This window comes from Arthrobacter sp. AG1021 (assembly GCF_003633665.1).
Taxonomy (GTDB): Bacteria; Actinomycetota; Actinomycetes; order Actinomycetales; family Micrococcaceae; genus Glutamicibacter; species Glutamicibacter soli.
In genome coordinates, this window is sequence record NZ_RBLB01000010.1 from 65,265 (window position 1) to 84,224 (window position 18,960).

Consider the following 18,960-nt stretch of genomic DNA (forward strand, 5'->3'; position numbering starts at 1 on the left):
TGCTACGCGGCCTTGTCCCGGGAGCCGCGCAGCATTCCGGCGACCACCAGCGCGAAGGTGCCGACCAGCACCAGCAGCCAGAGGCCCAGCGCGTAGGAGTTGGTTTCTGCATGGTAGGTCGCGCCCATGGCCAGCGGCGGGAAGTAGCCGCCCAGGCCGCCGGCGGCCGCGACCACGCCGGAGACCGCTCCGACCTTCTCCGGCGGGGTGGACGGGCCGATCCAGGCGAACACCGCGCCCATGCCCAGACCCATGGCGGAAGCCATCAGGATGAACACGGTTCCGGTGAGGATGCCTTCCTCCGGCTGCTGGCCCACGATGTAGGCCAGCGACACGATGCCGGCCAGCGAGATCAGCGCAATGACCTTCGGCCCGAACTTGTCCGCTAGCACGCCGCCGATCGGACGGGCGATGACCGCGGCCACCGCGAACAGCGCGGTGCGCGTGCCGGCGCCCACCGGGTCCACCTGGTCGGGATAGATGGTGGTCAGGTACTTGGGCAGGAAGGTGGAGAAGGCCACGAACCCGCCGAAGACTATGCCGTAGAGGAAGGACATCTGCCAGGTGATCGGCAGTTTCAGCGCTCCCATCACCTTGGGGACCAGCGGCTGGGCGTTCGGCGTCCAGGCCGGGGACTCGCGCAGGAAGAACCACACCAGCGCGGCCATGGCCACCAGTAGCCCGGCGATGAACAGGTGGGTGCCGAAGTAGCTCAAGCCGCTGAGCAGCCGTGGGGTGAAGAACGCGGAGACCGCGGTGCCGATCATGCCCATGCCGAACACGCCGTTGGCGAAGCCGCGCCGCTTCGGCTCGTACCAGGCGCTGGAGAACGGGACGCCCACCGCGAAGATGGTGCCGGCGATGCCCAGCAGGGTGCCTGCGACGATCAGCAGCACGAAGCTTCCGATCGTTCCGGCGAGCGCCACGAGCAGCACGGCCGGCACCGACGCCAGCAGCACCACGGTGAACATCTTGCGCGCCCCGAAGCGGTCGGTCAGCGCTCCGGTGACGATGCGCCCGAGCGCTCCGACCAGCACGGGAGTGGCCAGCATGAGGGAGATCTGGCCCTCGGAAAGGTTCATGCCTTCGGAGTAGTACTTCTGGATCGGGGCGATCAGCATCCATGCCCAGAAGCCGACGGCGCTGGCCAGGGTGGCCAGCAGAACCTGCGGAAATTGGCCGCGCAGCTCGGGCTGGGCGGTCGCCGATGACGGTGCGGAATTCGTGCTCATTTCAACCCTCCACGGGGCAAAGTTACAGAGTTTTCACACAGCTTCTATTGAGCACCCTAAACGCAGATCCAGCCCCGCGCCAGAGTCCGGGACTAAATTCGCGCCAGTGAACACCGGGTACTCGATCTACACCTTTTAGAACCCCACCCCTTGAAACTCTCGAACTTTAGGACGAAGCTGGTGGCACGAGCCACAGTTAGGGAGACCCAGCCATGACAGATCGGCCACACCGCACACCGCCGGCCACTGATGGCCCTCTCGCTGATTCGCTGCTTTCCATGGGCAGATTCCTGCGCCGCGGCGATACCAGTGAAGACCTGCGAGCAATGTTCCTTTCCGGAGGGCGCCAAGGCGACGTCTTCTACCGCGACCGATGGTCTCACGACAAGGTGGTCCGCTCCACCCACGGGGTGAACTGCACCGGGTCCTGCTCCTGGAAGGTGTACGTCAAGGACGGCATCATCACCTGGGAAACCCAGCAGACCGACTACCCTTCCGTCGGCCCGGACTCCCCCGAATACGAACCCCGCGGCTGCCCGCGCGGCGCGGCGTTCAGCTGGTACACCTACTCCCCCACCCGGGTCCGCTATCCGTACATCCGCGACGTGCTCGCCAAGCTGTACCGCGAGGCCAAGGCCGCGCACCCCGACCCGGTGGAGGCCTGGGCCTCGATCGTCGAGGACCCGGCCAAGGCCAGGAGCTACAAGAAGGCCCGCGGCAAGGGCGGGCTGATCCGCACCACCTGGGACGAGGCGCTGGAAATCGCCGCGGCCGCCCAGGTCTACTCGGTCAAGACATACGGCCCGGACCGGATCGCCGGGTTCTCCCCGATCCCGGCGATGTCCATGGTCTCGCACGGCGCCGGCTCCAGGTACCTGAACCTCATCGGCGGCACCATGCTCTCCTTCTACGACTGGTACGCCGACCTCCCGGTGGCCAGCCCGCAGGTGTTCGGCGACCAGACCGACGTGCCTGAATCGGCCGACTGGTGGAATGCGCAGTACCTGATCATGTGGGGCTCGAACGTCCCGGTCACGCGCACCCCCGACGCCCACTTCATGGCCGAGGCGCGCTACCGCGGGCAGAAGGTCGTCACCGTCTCCCCCGACTACACCGACAACACCAAGTTCGCCGACGAGTGGGTCGCACTGCAGCCGGGCACCGACGCGGCGTTGGGCATGGCCATGGGTCACGTGATCCTCAAGGAGCACTACGTCGAGAAGCGCACCGCGCCCTTCGAGGACTACATGCGCCGCTACACCGACTCTCCGTTCCTGGTGGAAATCGACAGCGCCACCGGCACCCCGGTGCCCGGCAAGTTCCTCACCGCCGCGGACCTGGGCCTGGAGCAGGAGGAGAACGCGGCGTTCAAGCCCGCCCTGCTGGATGCGAGCGGCACCGCCCGCGTCCCGCGCGGCACCTTGGGCCACCGCTTCTCCGGCGCGGACAAGGGCCAGTGGAACCTGGATCTGGGAGACATCACTCCCATGCTCTCGGTCATGGACCTGGACAGCTGGGACGGGCAGGCGGCGGCGATCAGCCTGCCGCGCTTCGACCTTGCCCCCGAGGCCGGGCAGGAGCATGCCGGCGGATCCGGGGTGCTCTCCCGTGGCGTGCCGGTGGTGAGGATCGCCGGCAAGCAGCTGACCACGGTATTCGATCTGATGCTCGCCCAGTACGGCGTGGGGCGCGATTCGCTGCCCGGCGACTGGCCGAGGGGCTTCATGGACGCCTCCACCGTCGGCACGCCGGCCTGGCAGGAGGAACACACCGGGGTCCCGCCGCAGCAGGCGATCCGCATCGCCCGCGAGTTCGCCGACACCGCCCAGAAGTCCGGGGGCCGCTCAATGATCCTGATGGGCGCGGGCACCAACCACTGGTTCCACTCGGACACCATCTACCGCACCTTCCTGGCGCTGACCATGATGACCGGCACCCAGGGCGTGAACGGCGGCGGCTGGGCGCACTACGTCGGGCAGGAGAAGGTCCGCCCTATCACCGGCTACCAGCAGTACGCGGCCGCCGGCGACTGGGGCCGCCCGCCGCGGCACACCATCGGCACCGCCTTCTGGTATTTGGCCACCGACCAGTGGCGCTACGACGGGCTGCCGGCCACTTCGCTGGCTTCCCCGCTGGCCACCGGCAAGTTCGACGGCCGCACCACCGCCGACTGCCTGGTCGAATCGATCAAGCGCGGCTGGATGCCCGACTACCCGACGTTCAACCGCAATCCGCTGGACCTGGTGGACGAGGCGGAGGCGGCGGGCAAGGAGCCCGCGGCCCACGTGGTGGACTCGCTGAATGACGGCTCGCTGGCCTTTGCCTGCGAGGACCCGGACTCCCCGCAGAATTTCCCGCGGGTGGTGCTCATCTGGCGCGCGAACATCCTGGGCTCCTCCGGCAAGGGCAACGAGTACTTCCTCAAGCACCTGCTGGGCACCGACGCCTCGGTGCGCGCCCCGGAAACCCCGGAAGGCTCGCGCCCGGTGGACATGGCCTGGCACGAGGCGGCGCCGGAGGGCAAGCTCGACCTGCTGGCCACCGCGGATTTCCGCATGACCAGCACCACGCTGTTCTCCGACCTGGTCTTCCCGGCCGCCACCTGGTACGAGAAGTACGACCTGTCCTCCACCGACATGCACCCGTTCATCCACTCCTTCAACCCGGCGATCGCCCCGCCGTGGCAGACGAAAACCGACTTCGAGCTGTTCGGCCAGATGGCCAAGCGCTTCGGGCAGTTCGCCGCGACCCACCTGGGCAAGCGCAAGGACCTGGTCGCGACCCCGCTGCAGCACGACACCCCGGATGCCATGGCCACCGTTAAGGGCCAGGTGCCGCAGGATGCGCCGCGGGTGCCGGGGCTGACCATGCCCAAGCTGGCGGTCGTGGAGCGCGACTACCCGAACCTCTACGAGCGCTGGAGCACCCTGGGACCGCTGACCGGGAAACTCGGCATGGTCACCAAGGGAGTGAAGTACCAGGTCGCCCCGGAGATCGAGACGCTGCGAAGCCTGAACGGGGCCACAGCCGAGGGCGCGGTCAAGCTGGACACCGACCAGAAGGCCTGCGAGATGATCCTTGCCTTCTCCGGAACCTCCAACGGACGGCTGGCCACTGCAGGCTTCAAGCAGCTGGAAGAGCACACCGGGCAGCAGATGGCGTTCCTCTCCGAGGAGCACGAGGGCTCGCGCATCTCCTTCAAGGACGTGCAGGTGCAGCCGCGCAGCGTCATCACCTCCCCGGAGTGGTCAGGCTCGGAGCACGGCGGTCGGCGCTACACGGCGTTCGCGATCAACGTCGAGCACCTCAAGCCCTTCCACACGCTCACCGGGCGCATGCACTTCTATCTGGACCACGACTGGATGCAGGAGCTGGGCGAGACGCTGCCGATCTACCGGCCGCCGCTGGACATGCACCGGCTGTTCGGCGACGCGCGGCTGGGCGAGGTCGGCTCGCACCAGTCCGGCAACGCCGAGGTCGCGGTGCGCTACCTGACCCCGCACTCCAAGTGGTCCATCCACTCCGAGTACCAGGACAACCTGTTCATGCTCTCGCTCTCCCGCGGCGGCCCCACCATCTGGATGTCCCCGCAGGACGCGGCGAAGATCGGAGTGAGGGACAACGAGTGGATCGAGTCCTACAACCGCAACGGCGTGGTGGTCGCCCGCGCGATCGTCTCGCACCGCATGCCCGAGGGCACGGTGTACATGTACCACGCGAAGGACCGCACTGTGGATGTGCCGATCGCGGAAACCAGCGGCAAACGCGGCGGCATCCACAACTCGCTGACCCGCATCCTCATGAAGCCCAGCCACCTGATCGGCGGCTATGGGCAGCTGGCCTGGGCGTTCAACTACCTCGGCCCCACCGGAAACCAGCGCGACGAGGTCACCACGATCCGCCGCCGCAACCAGGAGGTGCAGTACCGATGAAGGTCATGGCCCAGATGTCCATGGTGATGAATCTGGACAAGTGCATCGGCTGCCACACCTGCTCGGTGACCTGCAAGCAGGCCTGGACCAACCGGTCCGGGGTGGAGTACGTGTGGTTCAACAACGTGGAGACCCGGCCCGGCGTCGGCTACCCGCGCACCTATGAGGACCAGGGCAAGTGGCGCGGCGGCTGGACGCTGAACAAGCGCGGTCGGCTGAGGCTGCGCGACGGCGGGCGCCTCCACAAGCTCTCGCGCATCTTCTCCAACCCGAAGCTGCCCGAGATCCACGACTACTACGAGCCGTGGACCTACGACTACGACATGCTGCTGAACTCGCCTTCCGGCGAGCACACCCCGGTGGCCACCCCGAAGTCGCTACTGACTGGAAAGGACATGAAGATCTCCTGGTCCGCGAACTGGGACGACAACCTGGGCGGCTCGCTGGAGACCATGGACCAGGACCCGCTGCTGGCCAAGATGAGCGAGGAGGTGAAGGCCGAGTACGAGAAGGCCTTCATGTTCTACCTGCCGCGCATCTGCGAGCATTGCCTGAACCCCTCCTGCGTGGCTTCCTGCCCCTCGGGCGCGATGTACAAACGCGCGGAGGACGGGATCGTGCTTGTGGACCAGGACGCCTGCCGCGGCTGGCGCATGTGCGTCTCGGGCTGCCCGTACAAGAAGGTCTACTTCAACCACCGCACCGGCAAGGCCGAGAAGTGCACGCTGTGCTACCCGCGCATCGAGGTCGGCCTGCCCACGGTCTGCGCCGAAACCTGCGTGGGACGGCTGCGCTACCTGGGCCTGGTGCTCTACGACGCGGACGCGGTGGCCGCGGCAGCCAGCGTGGAGGACGAGCACCAGCTGCTCGACGCCCAGCGCAACGTGCTGCTGGACCCGAACGACCCGGCGGTCATCGAGGCCGCCCGCGCCGAGGGCATTCCGGAGGACTGGATCGCCGCCGCGCAGGCCAGCCCCATCTGGCGGCTGATCCGCGACTACGAGGTCGCGCTGCCGCTGCACCCGGAATACCGCACCATGCCGATGGTCTGGTACATCCCGCCGCTCTCCCCGGTGGTGGACGTGGTCACCAACACCGGCAACGACGGCGAGGACGTGAACAACCTGTTCGCCGCGATCGACAAGCTGCGCATCCCGGTGGGCTACCTGGCGGAGCTGTTCGCTGCCGGGGATCCGGCGCCGGTGGAACTGTCGCTGCGCAAGCTGGCGGCCATGCGCTCCTACATGCGCGGCATCTCGTTGCACGATACGCGCGAGGAGTCCATCGCGAACGCGGTGGGCATGAGCGGCGCGCAGATGGAAGAGATGTACCGGCTGCTGGCCATCGCGAAGTACGAGGAACGCTACGTCATCCCGGCCGCACACGCCGAGCAGGCCCACGACTTGGAGGAAATGGGCTGCTCGCTGGACTTCGAGGACGGCCCTGGCATGGGCGGCGCCGGACCATTCGGCTCCTCTTCCGGCGCCTCGGTCCCGGTGGCGGTGGAGAACTTCCACTCGCTGAAGAACCGGCAGACAGCGGACCGGCCATCCAGTCCGGGGCGCGTGAACCTGCTGAACTGGGACGGCAACGGCAAACCCGAGGGATTGTTCCCGCCTGAGGAGAAAAAATGATTCCGCGGCTATTCAACCGGGCGACCCCCACCCGCCCGCTGCCCGGGCGGCTGGAGCCGGTGAGGATGAACCGCTCCGAGCGCTCCAGGGTGCACATGCTGGCCTCGTTGCTGCTGGACTACCCGGACGAGGCCTGGTTCGCCCGGCTCGACGAGCTCGAGTCCCATCTGGTCCGGGTTCCCCCGCAGATCGCCGGCCTCTTCGCCGGGTTCATCGACGCCGCCCGGCAGACCGGGGCCGGGCAGCTGCAGCGCGACTACGTGGACACCTTCGACTTGAAGCGCAAGTGCAGCTTGTACCTGAGCTACTTCGCTACCGGGGACACCCGCAAGCGCGGCACCGCGTTGGTCACCTTCATCGAGGCGTACCGGGCCGCCGGCTGGGACTTCGAGGCCGAGGAGTTGCCGGACTACCTGCCCGCGGTGCTGGAATTCTCCGCGCGCAGCGAAGACGAGATCGCCGAGGCCCTGCTGGCCGCCCATGTGGAGGGCATCGAGGTGCTGCGCGCCGCGCTGGAAGCGACTGGCAGCATCTGGGCACCGCTGGTCCGCACCATCACTTTGTCCCTGCCTCCGGTCGACGCAGCCACCCAGGAGCGGGTGCTGGCGCTGGTCAGCGAAGGGCCTCCCACCGAAACCGTGGGCCTTTCATTCCTTGGAAACCTTCCACCGTTCAGTCCTAGGGGGAACCCGTGAGTACCGGATCGCTTCTGCTGTGGGTAGTGCTTCCCTACGCCTGCGCCGTGGTCTTCATCGTCGGGCACATCTGGCGCTACCGCTTCGACAAGTTCGGCTGGACCACCCGTTCCAGCCAGACCTACGAAAGCCGGCTGCTGCGCTGGGGTTCGCCGATGTTCCATCTGGGCATCCTGATGGTGATCGCCGGCCACGTGGTCGGCCTGCTGATCCCGCGCGAATGGCTGTACGCCATCGGCATCGACGAGCACATGTACCATCTGGGCGCGACATGGCTCGGCACCGCGGCTGCCATCCTGACGCTGGCCGGCCTGGCGATCCTGATCTACCGCCGCCGCACGGTCGGCCCGGTCTTCCTGGCAACGACCCCGATGGACAAGATCATGTACGTGTTCCTAGGGGCCACGCTGTTCTTCGGCACCTTAGCCACGCTGGTGTACCAGGTCTTCGGGGCGGGCTACTCCTACCGCGAGTCGATCTCCCCGTGGATTCGGCAGATGATCATCTTCCAGCCCCACCCGGAAATGATGGAGCAGGTTCCGTTCTTCTTCCAGCTCCACGTGATCACCGCATGCCTGTTGTTCGCGTTGTGGCCATTCACCCGTCTGGTCCACGTGTTCTCGGCGCCGATCCCGTACCTGTTCCGCCCGTACATCGTCTACCGTTCGCGGGATGAGTCCCGGGGTGCCGGCGCCCGCCCGGTACGCCGCGGCTGGGATCCGATCACGACTCCTCCGAACAATCGCGGACGGCGCAGTCGATAATCGTATAAGCATTTGTGCCGGTTCCACTACTCTGGTGGAACCGGCGCAAATGCCTAAAACGCTGTGGATCAGCTGCTCACCTGCTTGAAGGAGAACCTGGGCTGAAGCTCCCCGAAAATCAGATAGAACAGAAGCCACAAGGCCACGCCGACCATGAGGAATATGCCGAGCACCTGTAGATACTCCATGGCGTTGCCCAAGGCGAACCAGCCGCTGAGATACATCGCGAGTAGCACCGTGACCAATATGATCCCGAAATGGATCACTGACTGCGTCTGGAGCTTCCACGCCTTGACTTGGTAGACCGTCGACGCGCCGCTGACGGCCCCACGATCATGCCGAGGGCGAAGGTGCTCCGGGCATTTGCGGCATCTCCTTGGAGAAGTAGAGCCACCCCTATTGTTGCCATGACGATGAGCGTGATACCTGCAAGGCTGAGGCGTAATGGCTCCATGGCTCCATGGCTCCAGCCTAGGACACCAGGGAAATTTATTCTACGAATTTGAGGATCTCGCTTCGGTGCGATCCATCTGTGTGTGATGGATCCACCGGACCACTGCGTCATCCTCAGATGGCGGCATTTGCTGTACTGTGAATTCGAGTGGCCGTTTTTCGCACGCGCGCGTGGTGGGCAGGCTCCAGCCCCGGAATAGGGGGTAGGGGCCTGCCCACAGGGCATAGCGTCCATGCCGTCATGCCAGCGTGGCGGGTTGGTGGTGGGTTAGTAGATGGTGATGCCGTCGGGATCGGGTGGCGGGTATTTCACCGGGACCGGCGGGATGAGGTGTTCCCCGTCGTAGAACATGCGGTTCAGCCGTCCCATGCCGGTGGTCGGCGGGCTGGAGGAAACGTATTCGACGCCGGAGGTGGGGCGGATGCGGATGCGGTGCGGGGCACTGGATTCGACTTCTTCTTCCCAGCCGGGCGCTTCCTTGGCGAGGTTGCAGCTGGCGCATTTGAAGGCGCCGTTGCCGAAGCTGGTGCGCCCACCCCTGGCGGCTTGGCGGACGTGGTCCAGGTGTTCGGGCTTGTTGGTGCAGTAGGGGGTGCGGCAGAACTGGTCGCGCAGCTGGATCAGGTGGCGCAGCTGGCCGCGGTAGCTGCGTTCGTGGGAGTCCATGGTGACCAGGTCCTGGGAGTTGGGGGCCATGAACAGGCGGCGGAACATCGGGTAGGCGTGCACGCGGGCGGAGAAGTTCTCCTGGATGTGTTGGGGCGGGGTGGCACCGAAGGAGGCTTTAATGTCGGCGATGAGCTGGCGGGCGTATTCGGCCGGAATGCTGCCGTAGCCGGGCAGGCTGGCGGTGTCTGGGGTGCGCATGAACAGGGCCCGGTCGGTCATGACCAGGTTCACGTGCAAGGTGACCGGCAGGGGTTCATCGAGTTTGTGGCCGGTGATGGCGCGGGTGAACAAATCGGCGCGTAGTTGACTGCGCGAGCGGGGGTCGCCGGCAGCCAGGGCCTTGTCGACTTCGCGGGTGAGGAAGTCCTCCAGGGCCAACCCGATTTCAGGAGAGACTTTCCCGTTAATGTGCATGCAGTCCTTACCCTTGCGGATGCGCACGTAGCGTTCGGCGGTGGCGTGTTCGATCTCTTCGGTGCGTGGGGTTTCGCGCATGAGATCGACCGCTTTTTGGGCGGTGTCCTTGGCTTGGGTGGTGCTGGCGCCGTCGAACAGGTCGGGGTGCTGCTCGTAGAAGCGGTCGAATTCGCGGCGCTCGGCGGTGGTGGAATCGTCCAAGGGGGTCATGATGGCCAGAATCATCTCTTCGCCGAGGTGGCCGTGTTCGAAGCGCGAGAAAAGGTAGGGCATGTCGGGGATGAGGTTGCGCATACGACGCAGGTAGACCAAGGAGCCTTGGGGTGTTTGGTGGCGGGCCAGGGCAATGGCGTGGGCGGTGCCGCGTTCGACGCTCAACGGGTGGTGCTCGGGGGTGGTGCCGGTCAGGGAGTCCAGGCGGGCGGCGGCGCGGGCCTGGATGGAGGCGTAGAAGGATTTGAACCGTTCGCATTGTTCCAGCACCCGCAGCTGCAGAGCGGGGTCGGTAGAGCCCAGGGCGGTGTTGATGAAGGTGGCATCCCAGGGGTCCAGACAGGGGTTTTGTTCGAAGGTCCCGGCTTTCCAGGGAGTGACTTCGAAGTAGTCTTCCTCTGCTTCGTATGAGTCGAACATACCTCCATTATATGACGGAATAACGGGAATGTGAAGACTTATTTTGACCTGAACGCGCTCCGCATGTTATGGGTGTGGTTCGAAAGTTGGGACATAGTGTAGGTTGATGAGGCTGGGTGTGGGGGCGGTTGGTGGCGGGATGTGGACAACCACCCGGGCAACAGCAAACGCCTTCCGACCCCGCGGTGCAAAAGCAGCCCGGTGCCGGAGTGCGTTCAATGCCAATCGTCCAATGCCGGCCATCCACAGAAAAGCAGGTTGACTGGGTGGGCTTATTCGTCGGGGTGCTCGTCGGCCCAACGGTGCGCGCGCTCGATGAGCTGGGCGGAGAGCCCGGCGAGATCACCCTTGCCGCTGCCCACGGCCAGACCGAGCAGGAAGGTGCTCAGCGGGGCGGCCGGACGGGCGACCTCGTGGGCGACGTGCTTGGCGGCGTCGAGCACGGTGGCGATGTCCACGGCGGAGGCGTCGAGCTCCAGCTCCGCGGCGGCCGCGGTCAGCCAGGCCTCCAGGGCCTCGGGCGGCAGGTACTGTCCCATAGTGTTCCTCTCCTTCTGGCGGGCGCGCTCCAGCGCCTGCGGGGTATCGATGTCGCTGCTGGTGTCGTTGTCCACCGGCAGCTGCTGCAGGTCCAGTTCGCCCAGCACCCGGCGCACCGGCGCGTTGGCGACCCCGTCCCCCAGGGCGGTGCAGGCCGTGCGCAGGGCCTGGGTGCGGTAGATCCCGGCGAGCCACTGAATGCGGCCGTCCGCATCGCGCAGCAGCGCGCCGTCGCCGGCCGAGCCTTCCGCCAGGGCGGCGGCGTGCGCGGCGGCCAACGCGGAGGCCACTGCGGCCGGGCGCTGCAGGTCGCAGGCCAGCACCATGGTCCACGGCGCGGTGAGCTCGGGCAGGCCGGCGGCGATGGCCGCCAGCGGTCCGGAAAAGGGCGGGTCCTCGCGCAGCACCGTGTCGGCCAGGGTGCCGGCGGTGGCCGGGCCGATGACCACCACGCGCGAGGCGCCGGCGCGGCGGGCGGCGTCCACCGCGCGGTCCACCAGCCGGCGCCCGTGCAGCAGTAGCCCTGCCTTGTCGGCCCCGCCCAGCCGGGAGCCGCGCCCGCCGGCCAGCACCAGCGCCTGGAACTGCCCGGCGCTCACGGCTGCAGCCTGAGCACGTCGACGGTGTCGCCCGGGCGGACTTGGGAGGTGTCCGGGCCGATCAGCGCGTAGCCCTGCGCGGCGCCGAAGCCGCCGACCGAGTGGGAGATGCTGGCGGCGTCCACGGCCGGGGCGCAGCCGCCGTGCTCGTCGAACACCACCGGCAGCGCCTGCAGCCGGCCCGGCGGGGATTTCCACCCGCGCAGCACGGTGCTGCGCAGCACCGGGCGGCGCGGGGAGGCATGGCCCTGCAGGGCGCGCAGGGCGGGGCGGACGAACAGCTCGAAGCCGACCGCGGCGCTGACCGGGTTGCCGGGCAGCGCGAACACCAGCGCGCCGGCGCGCAGCCGGCCCACGCGCTGCGGGGCGCCGGGGCGCAGGGCCAGGCGCACCGCGTGCACCTCAGGCTCGTGCTCGAGGACCTGGCGCATGACGTCGTATTCGCCCGGGCCCACCCCGCCGGTGGAGATCACCGCGTCATGCTGCGCGCCCAGCGCGTCCAGCCGCTGGCGGACCAGCCCGGGATCGTCGGGACAGTGCTCGACGGTGGCCGCCGGCAGCCCGGATTCGGCCAGCAGGCCTGCCAGCAGCAGCGAGTTGGACTCCGGGATCTGCCCGCGGGACAGCGCGCTGCCCGGGGTGCGCAGTTCCGCGCCGGTGACCAGCACCGCGATCTTCGGGGCGGGGCGCACCAGCAGGGCTGCGGCCCCGGCGGCGGCCAGCGCGGAGAGGCGGGCGGCGGTCAACGGTTCCCCGGCCAGCGCGACCGGGGCGCCGGCGGCGCGGTCCTCCCCCGCCCGGCGCACGTCGCGCCCGGGCTGCACGGCGGTGTTGATGCGCACCGTGCCGGGGTGGAAGCCGCTGGTGTCCTCCACGCGCACCACCGCATCCGCGTTGCTGGGCAGCGGGGCGCCGGTCATGATGCGCACGGTCTGCCCGGGACCCAGCACCGGGTCGGCCCCGCTGCCGGCCGGCACCACGCCGAGCACCTGGAGGTCCACCGGGGCCTGCGCGGTGTCCGCGGCGCGCACCGCGTAGCCGTCCATCGCGGAGTTCTCCCACAGCGGCAGCGGGTGCGCGGCGGCGACATCCTGCGCCAGCACGGCTCCGTGCAGGGCGGCGAAGTCCCCCGGCTCGGCCAACGAGAGCTGCACCGGCGACAGCGGGCGGACCAGCTGGAGCACCGCGCGCAGGTGCTCTTCGGGCGGGACCGGGGCGGCGCCTGGGCCTGCGCCGGAACGGGAATCAGGCGCCATCGATGGCCTCCTTGAGCTGTGCGGGGGCGCCGGCCGGCAGCGTGGCGACGACGGCGCGCATGAAGCGGGTGGCCGGCGCGGCGAAGACCTGCGCCACCGGCCCGTGGTGGGTGGCGGCCCCGCGTTCGAGCACCAGCAGCTGGTCGGCGAGCGCCTGAGCGTCGGCCGCGGCGTGGGAGACGATGACCGCGCTGATGCCGGTGCGCTGCAGCTGTTCGCGCACCAGCAGGCGCATGTCCACGGCGGCTTCCACGTCCAGCGAGGCGAAAGGCTCGTCGATCAGCAGCACCCGCGGCTCGGCGGCCAGCGCGCGGGCCAGGGCGATGCGCTGGCGCTGGCCCCCGGACAGGGCGGCGGGGCGCTGCCCGGCGATCTCCCCCAGGCCCAGGCGCGTGAGCCAGCGGGCCGCCTCGCGGGCGGCGGCGGCCTTGTCCATGCCGCCGGCCCGCGCCCCGAAGGCGATGTTCTTCGCCGCGTCAAGGTGCGGGAACAGGTGCGGATCCTGCCCCAACAGGCCGATCTGCCGGCGGTGCGGGGGCACGTGGGTGCGGGCGTCGGCCAGCACCGCGCCGTCCAGCTCGATCCGCCCGGCGCCCAGCTTCTGGATGCCTGCCAGCGCGTGCACGATCGTCGACTTGCCGGCGCCGCTGGGGCCCATGAGCGCCAGCACCTGGCCGGACTCCACGGTGAATTCGGCGCGCACGGTGAAGCCGGTGCGCGGGATCTCCAGCCGGGCGGTGAGCGTCATTTCAGCGCCCCGTTCATTTAAGGGCTCCTGGCCGCCAGGCGCGCACGCAGACCAGCACCAGCACCGCGGCGCCAAGCAGCAGCAGGGACAGCGCCACGGCGGCGTCGCGCCCGTCGCCGGCCCCGTTGAACGCGGTGTAGATGGCCAGCGGCATGGTCTGGGTGATGCCCGGCGCGTTGCCCGCGAACAGCGCGGTCGCGCCGAATTCGCCGATGGCCCGCGCGAAGCACAGGATCACCCCGGCGACCAGGCCCGGGGCGGCCAGCGGCAGGGTGATGCGGGTGAGCACCATCCAGCGCCCGGCACCCAGGGTCGCGGCGGCCTGCTCATACCCGGTGCCCAGCGAGCGCAGCGAGCCCTCCACCGAGAGCACCAGGAAGGGCAGCGCGACGAAGCTCTGCGCGATCACCACCGCGGCGGTGGAAAACGGCAGCGTGAACCCCCAGACGGAGTCGATGAACTGCCCGATGGGGCTGGTGCGCCCGAACAGGAACAGCAGCGCCACGCCCCCGACCATCGGCGGCAGCACCAGCGGCACCGCCACCAGGGCGCGCAGCAGCTGGGCGAGCTTCGGGCCGCTGCGGGCCATGAGCACCGCCAGCGGCACCCCCAGCAGCACGCACACCACGGTGGCCGCGGCACCGGTGCGCAGGGAAAGCCACAGCGCGTCCAGCGCGGCGGGGCTGGTCACGTCGGTGAGGAAGGTGTCCCAGCCGGCGCGGCCCACCAGCGCCACCAGCGGCATGACCAGCAGGGCGATGCCCAGCAGCGCCGGGGCGATGGCCAGCCCCGGGGCGCGCACCCCGGTGTCGCTAGCCATCGGCGCCCGCCGAGGCGCTGCCGAAACCGTGGTCCTTGAGGATCTGCTGGCCCTCGGGGCCCAGCACGAAGTCCACGAAGTCTTGGGCGCCGGGCTGTTCGCCCAGCGCGGTGATCGGGTAGGAGTTCACGACCTGCTCGGCTCCCGCGGGCACGATGGATTCCACTGCATCTTCGACGGCCACGTCGGTGGCGTAGACCAGGCCCGCGTCCGCCTCCCCGGCGATGACCTTCTGCAGCACCGCGGTGACGTTCTGCTCCTGGCTCGCGGCCTTCACCTCAACCCCCTGGTTCTGCAGCAGCGTGGCGGAGGCCGAGCCGCACGGCACCTGCGGGGCGCACAGCACGGTGGTCGCCCCGGCCAGGTCCGCCAGGGACTTGACCTTGCCCGGGTTGCCCTTCGGCACCGCGATGACCAGGGTGTTGGTCGCGAAGATGACCAGGTCGCCGCCCAGCCCGGCGTCGGTCACCACTGCCATGTTCTTCTCGTCGGCCGAGGCGAACACGTCCACCGGGGCGCCCTCGACGATCTGGGTGGCCAGCGGGGAGGAGCCGTCGTAGGCGATGGTGGAGATCGCGGTCTCGGGGTGCGCGGTGGTGAACTCCTTGGCGATCTCGTCGAAGGAGCGCTGCAGCGAGGCGGCGGCGGAGATGGTCAGCGTGCTGGTGGGCGCCGCGGTGGCCACTGCGTTGCCATCCTGGGAGCCCGGCTGGCCCGCGCATCCGGCCAGCGCCAGGGTCCCGGCGGCCAGCAGGGCGAGGGCGCGAAGTGCGGCGGGCGGCGAAAGGCGCATGGGGTTCCTTAGAAGTGGCGGACGGTTCTCTCCTGCCTGCCATGCTACAACCGCCAAGGCCGCTGACGGGAGCAAGGTGACCGCCGGTGAGCTGGAACTTTCGCGCCTCTTCGCAGCGGCCGGGCAAGGGGCTACGCTGGGAGGATGAAGGCACAACCTGCGGCAGCGCTGCTCGACGCACGCTCCCGGCCGCTGCACGACCTGCGGATCTCGGTCACCGACCGCTGCAACTTCCGCTGCGTGTACTGCATGCCCAAGGAGATCTTCGGGCGCGACTTCGCCTTCCGCGAGCGCTCCGAGCTGCTCAGCTTCGAGGAGATCGAACGCCTCGCCCGCGTGGCGGTGTCCCTGGGGGTGCACAAGCTGCGACTGACCGGCGGCGAGCCGCTGCTGCGCCGCGGCATCGTCGACCTGGTGGGCATGCTTTCGAAGCTGGCGACCCCGGACGGCAAGCCGGTGGACCTGGCGATGACCACCAACGGCTCCGCGCTGCCGATGATGGCGCAGCAGCTGAAGGCCGCCGGGCTGCGGCGCGTGACCATCTCGCTGGACTCGCTGGACGATGCGCGCTTCAAGGCGATCAACGACGTGAACTTCCCGGTCTCCCGGGTGCTGCAGGCCATCGACGCGGCCGAGCAGGCAGGGCTGGGCCCGGTTAAGGTCAACACCGTGCTCAAGCGCGGGGTCAACGACGACGAGATCCTGTCCCTGGCCGAGCACTTCCGCAGCTCCGGGCAGATCCTGCGCTTCATCGAGTTCATGGACGTGGGCACCACCAACGGCTGGAAGCTGGATGCGGTGGTCCCCTCCAGCGAGGTCGTCTCGCGCATCAACGAGCGCTGGGCGCTGGAACCTGTGGTCAAGACCGAGCCCGGGGAAACAGCGAACCGCTGGCGCTACGCGGACGGGGCCGGGGAGATCGGCGTGATCTCGAGTGTCACCAACGCGTTCTGCGGGAACTGCTCGCGCGCCCGGGTCTCCGCCGAGGGACAACTGTACACCTGCCTGTTCGCCGGCTCCGGGTACGACCTGCGCGCGCTGCTGCGCGGCGGGGCCGATGACGCGGAACTGGCCCGGGCCCTGACCGGGCGCTGGCGCCAGCGCGACGACAACTACTCGGAGCTGCGCGCCGCGCTCACCCCTGGCAACCGCAAGCGCATCGAGATGTCCTACATCGGTGGGTAGCTAGCTTGGAAGTTGCCCGCTGTGGGCGCCAAGCAATTCGTCAATTGAACGAATCCTCCGAGTCGGGAAGGCTCGGGTGATAGGCGACCTTGAACCGCTCCGACCAATCAGCGGGACGGTGGGGCCAAGCCTCGACCAGCCATTTCGGCGGCTTGTCTTCGAAATCGATGAAGATGCTCTCCGCCCTCAAATCCCATAGTGAGGAGCCGGCGTCCAACAGCCTGACGCCGTTCAGGTACAAGTGCTGGAAAGGCCGAGTCTGCGACGCTTCGACGAGGCCCCTCACCGAATTGGCCCAGCGGATGCTGACGCTGGGAGGCCATCCATTTTCCGGCGGGTAGGCCTTGAACGCTCCTGCCTGATCGATGTTGAGCTCCTGAAGTCCAGAGACTTCGTTCCACGCCGCAGGGCAGTCGGACTTTCGGGTCCGGAACAATGTCAGTTCCCGAAGGTCCGCACGCACGTCGAGCAAAATGTCGATGGTGGAGCCGTCGACTTCCAGGGCATTGAGTCGCGGTGCGCCCACCAGATTCTCGGTCATTCCCGGAAAATATCCGGTGGACAGCCTACGCAGTCGAAGATCCGAAACCTCAATTCGCTCCGAGACGACGACTTCGCCATGCGGCGCCGCACTCAGGAATTCCAGATTCTCCAGTGCTTCAAGTCCCGACAGGTCGGCAACGGCTGTTCCGCGGGCGTCGGATTCGTCCAACTCCACGGTGAGGGCCCCGACCTCGGGGCAAGCCGCAGCGAGTTCCTCGATGAAATAACCATTTTGAGGAAGCGAGCGGACACGAACATGAACCAGCTTTTTCTTGATGCCCGAGCCCAAAAGAATTTGTTCCTTCTGAGTGTTCCAAATCAGACCGCTGGCGGATTCGGTTCGGACGGACATTTGGACCCCTTGTGACTTTGGCTCAGCCATAAATGGCCAGAATAAGGCTCAATTATCCTTGTCCGCTCGCCGAACCGTAAGTACCGTCTTAGCCCATGGACTTCTGGCCGTCCAGGGACTCGCGGATGATGTCCGCATGCCCGGCGTGCTGGGTGGTCTCCGCGATGATGTGCAGCAGCGTGCGGCGTACGGACCAGTGGGTGTCCACGAACCACGGGGCCTTGGGCAGCTCGTGCGTGGCGTCCAGATCGATGTCAGCCAGCAGCGCATCGGTTTCTGCGGCGATCTGAGCGTAGCTTTCCAGCAGCCCTTCAAGTGTCTCGCCGGGCTGCATGGTGAATTCGACGGCGAAGGCTTCCCACTGTTCCGGCGTCGGATTGCTGAAGTCCATCCCGTCCCAATTCATGGCCGCCTTGCCCTTGACCATGAACTGTTGCCACTGGCGCTCCACCGCGCTCACGTGCTTGACCAATCCGCCGAGGGTCAGTTCGCTGACGGTGGTGCGGGTTGTGGCCTGCTCGTCGGTCAGGTTCTGGGCGGTGAAACGCAGGAAGTGGCGGGCGTTGGCCAGGGCTTGGTGCAGGTCGGCGCGCTCTCCGGTGAGCGTGGTTTCGGTGGCCTTCATGGTGGTGCTCATGGTCTTGCTCCTCGTTCTTGATGTGCTGATAAATCCACGATAGGAGCCATAAGTGCCAGTTTCTGTCCTAAATAGAGGCAGAATATTTTTATGAGTACCAGCCAACGATCCCTGCGCCTGCTCTCGCTTTTGCAGACCCGGCGCTACTGGTCCGGCGAGGAGCTGGCGCAGCGCCTGGAGGTCTCGCTGCGTACCCTGCGCCGCGACGTGGACCAGCTGCGCGAACTGGGCTACCCGGTGCAGGCCGAACGCGGTGTGGGCGGCGGCTACCAGCTGGCCGCCGGTGCGGCGCTGCCTCCGCTGGTGCTCGACGACGAGGAAGCGGTGGCACTGGTCGTCGGCCTGCAGTCGATAATCCACGGAGGCGAGGATGCGCTGGCCGATGCGGGGCTGCGCGCTCTGTCCAAGGTGGTTCCGGTGCTCCCGGCCAAACTTCGGCAGCGGGCCCAGGCGCTGGCCGCGAGCACCGTCCCGCTTGACTCGCAGCATTCCACCCCGGAACCGGTGGATCCGCCGGTGCTGGTGGTATTCGCCCAGGGATGCCGCGACCGCGAACGTATTGCCTTCGACTACCGCGATGCACGGGGCAATGCCAGTTCACGACGAGTGGAGCCGGCCAAACTGGTCAACGTAGGCAACCGCTATTACTTGGTGGCCTACGACCTGGACCGTGCTGATTGGCGCAGCTTCCGGGTGGATCGGGCGGAAAATGCCGAGCCTCGGGCGCTACGCTTCGCACCCCGGGAAATCCCGGGCGGCGATGCGGCGCAGTTCGTCCGCGCCGGACTGCGCGGAGCCGGAAACCTGCGGGTCAGCGCCCGGGTGCATGCCAGAGCGGACGAGCTGGAGTCGCGGATCGGCAGGTGGTTCGAGATTCAGCAGCTTGATGAGCACAGCTGTTTGGTACGGGCCGAGGACTCGGACCTGCGCTGGGTGGCGTTCGGTCTGGCGCTATGCGAGGCGAAGATCAGCGAGGTGCAACCTGCAGAACTGCGCGAGCTGCTGAATGGTTGGTCCTCAAGACTGCTGCAGGGTTCTGAAACGTAGACAGATGTCT

At 67.8% G+C, this 18,960-nt stretch carries 16 protein-coding genes; 6 read left to right on the forward strand and 10 right to left on the reverse strand.

Annotated elements, in window-relative coordinates:
* Positions 1–2: 2 nt before the first annotated feature.
* Complete coding sequence (locus DFO58_RS13875) at positions 3–1,232, reverse strand: MFS transporter (RefSeq protein ID WP_120991451.1); 1,230 nt, start codon at positions 1,230–1,232, stop codon at positions 3–5.
* A gap of 212 nt (positions 1,233–1,444) precedes the next feature.
* Between DFO58_RS13875 and DFO58_RS13880 the strand changes: the two genes are divergently transcribed.
* The 4 genes from DFO58_RS13880 to narI are packed head-to-tail and all read left to right on the forward strand — an operon-like array spanning position 1,445 to position 8,257.
* Positions 1,445–5,164, forward strand: coding sequence for a nitrate reductase subunit alpha (locus tag DFO58_RS13880; RefSeq protein WP_120991452.1), 3,720 nt, complete (start codon positions 1,445–1,447; stop codon positions 5,162–5,164).
* Positions 5,161–6,798, forward strand: a complete 1,638-nt coding sequence (gene narH, locus DFO58_RS13885) for a nitrate reductase subunit beta (RefSeq protein ID WP_053797335.1) — start codon at positions 5,161–5,163, stop codon at positions 6,796–6,798. Before DFO58_RS13880 ends, narH begins: the two co-directional genes overlap by 4 nt.
* Positions 6,795–7,493, forward strand: coding sequence for a nitrate reductase molybdenum cofactor assembly chaperone (gene narJ / locus DFO58_RS13890; RefSeq protein WP_120991453.1), 699 nt, complete (start codon positions 6,795–6,797; stop codon positions 7,491–7,493). Before narH ends, narJ begins: the two co-directional genes overlap by 4 nt.
* Positions 7,490–8,257, forward strand: coding sequence for a respiratory nitrate reductase subunit gamma (narI, locus tag DFO58_RS13895; RefSeq protein WP_120991454.1), 768 nt, complete (start codon positions 7,490–7,492; stop codon positions 8,255–8,257). The genes narJ and narI overlap by 4 nt, the downstream gene beginning before the upstream one ends.
* Positions 8,258–8,325: 68 nt before the next feature.
* On the opposite strand, the gene DFO58_RS18810 is transcribed toward narI, so the two are convergent.
* The 7 genes from DFO58_RS18810 to modA all read right to left on the reverse strand — a co-directional run bounded on the left by DFO58_RS18810 (position 8,326) and on the right by modA (position 15,186).
* Complete coding sequence (locus tag DFO58_RS18810; RefSeq protein WP_286163614.1) at positions 8,326–8,523, reverse strand: DUF3021 family protein; 198 nt, start codon at positions 8,521–8,523, stop codon at positions 8,326–8,328.
* Between the two features lie 455 nt (positions 8,524–8,978).
* Positions 8,979–10,430 (reverse strand): HNH endonuclease signature motif containing protein, encoded by a 1,452-nt coding sequence (locus DFO58_RS13905; RefSeq protein ID WP_047117989.1) that lies wholly within the window; start codon positions 10,428–10,430, stop codon positions 8,979–8,981.
* Positions 10,431–10,702: 272 nt separating this feature from the next.
* Complete coding sequence (locus DFO58_RS13910) at positions 10,703–11,569, reverse strand: NTP transferase domain-containing protein (protein ID WP_120991455.1); 867 nt, start codon at positions 11,567–11,569, stop codon at positions 10,703–10,705.
* Positions 11,566–12,825 (reverse strand): gephyrin-like molybdotransferase Glp, encoded by a 1,260-nt coding sequence (glp, locus tag DFO58_RS13915; RefSeq protein ID WP_120991456.1) that lies wholly within the window; start codon positions 12,823–12,825, stop codon positions 11,566–11,568. Before glp ends, DFO58_RS13910 begins: the two co-directional genes overlap by 4 nt.
* A complete protein-coding gene (locus tag DFO58_RS13920) occupies positions 12,815–13,573 on the reverse strand; it encodes an ATP-binding cassette domain-containing protein (RefSeq protein ID WP_113607679.1) in 759 nt (252 codons plus the stop codon). The genes glp and DFO58_RS13920 overlap by 11 nt, the downstream gene beginning before the upstream one ends.
* 13 nt (positions 13,574–13,586) lie before the next feature.
* Positions 13,587–14,393 (reverse strand): ABC transporter permease, encoded by an 807-nt coding sequence (locus tag DFO58_RS13925; protein WP_120991457.1) that lies wholly within the window; start codon positions 14,391–14,393, stop codon positions 13,587–13,589.
* Complete coding sequence (gene modA / locus DFO58_RS13930; protein ID WP_120991458.1) at positions 14,386–15,186, reverse strand: molybdate ABC transporter substrate-binding protein; 801 nt, start codon at positions 15,184–15,186, stop codon at positions 14,386–14,388. Before modA ends, DFO58_RS13925 begins: the two co-directional genes overlap by 8 nt.
* Before the next feature lie 144 nt (positions 15,187–15,330).
* On the opposite strand from modA, the gene moaA reads away from it, so the two are divergent.
* The gene (gene moaA, locus DFO58_RS13935) at positions 15,331–16,371 is read left to right on the forward strand and encodes a GTP 3',8-cyclase MoaA (RefSeq protein WP_120991459.1); all 1,041 of its coding nucleotides are present in this window, start codon (positions 15,331–15,333) and stop codon (positions 16,369–16,371) included.
* Between the two features lie 40 nt (positions 16,372–16,411).
* On the opposite strand, the gene DFO58_RS13940 is transcribed toward moaA, so the two are convergent.
* Together DFO58_RS13940 and DFO58_RS13945 are read right to left on the reverse strand one after the other, a co-directional pair.
* Positions 16,412–17,266, reverse strand: a complete 855-nt coding sequence (locus DFO58_RS13940; RefSeq protein ID WP_147407290.1) for a hypothetical protein — start codon at positions 17,264–17,266, stop codon at positions 16,412–16,414.
* Between the two features lie 88 nt (positions 17,267–17,354).
* On the reverse strand, positions 17,355–17,903 hold the full coding sequence (locus tag DFO58_RS13945; protein ID WP_231736006.1) for a DinB family protein: 549 nt from the start codon (positions 17,901–17,903) through the stop codon (positions 17,355–17,357).
* A 90-nt stretch (positions 17,904–17,993) separates the two neighbouring features.
* On the opposite strand from DFO58_RS13945, the gene DFO58_RS13950 reads away from it, so the two are divergent.
* The gene (locus DFO58_RS13950; protein ID WP_120991461.1) at positions 17,994–18,950 is read left to right on the forward strand and encodes a YafY family protein; all 957 of its coding nucleotides are present in this window, start codon (positions 17,994–17,996) and stop codon (positions 18,948–18,950) included.
* Positions 18,951–18,960: the final 10 nt, after the last annotated feature.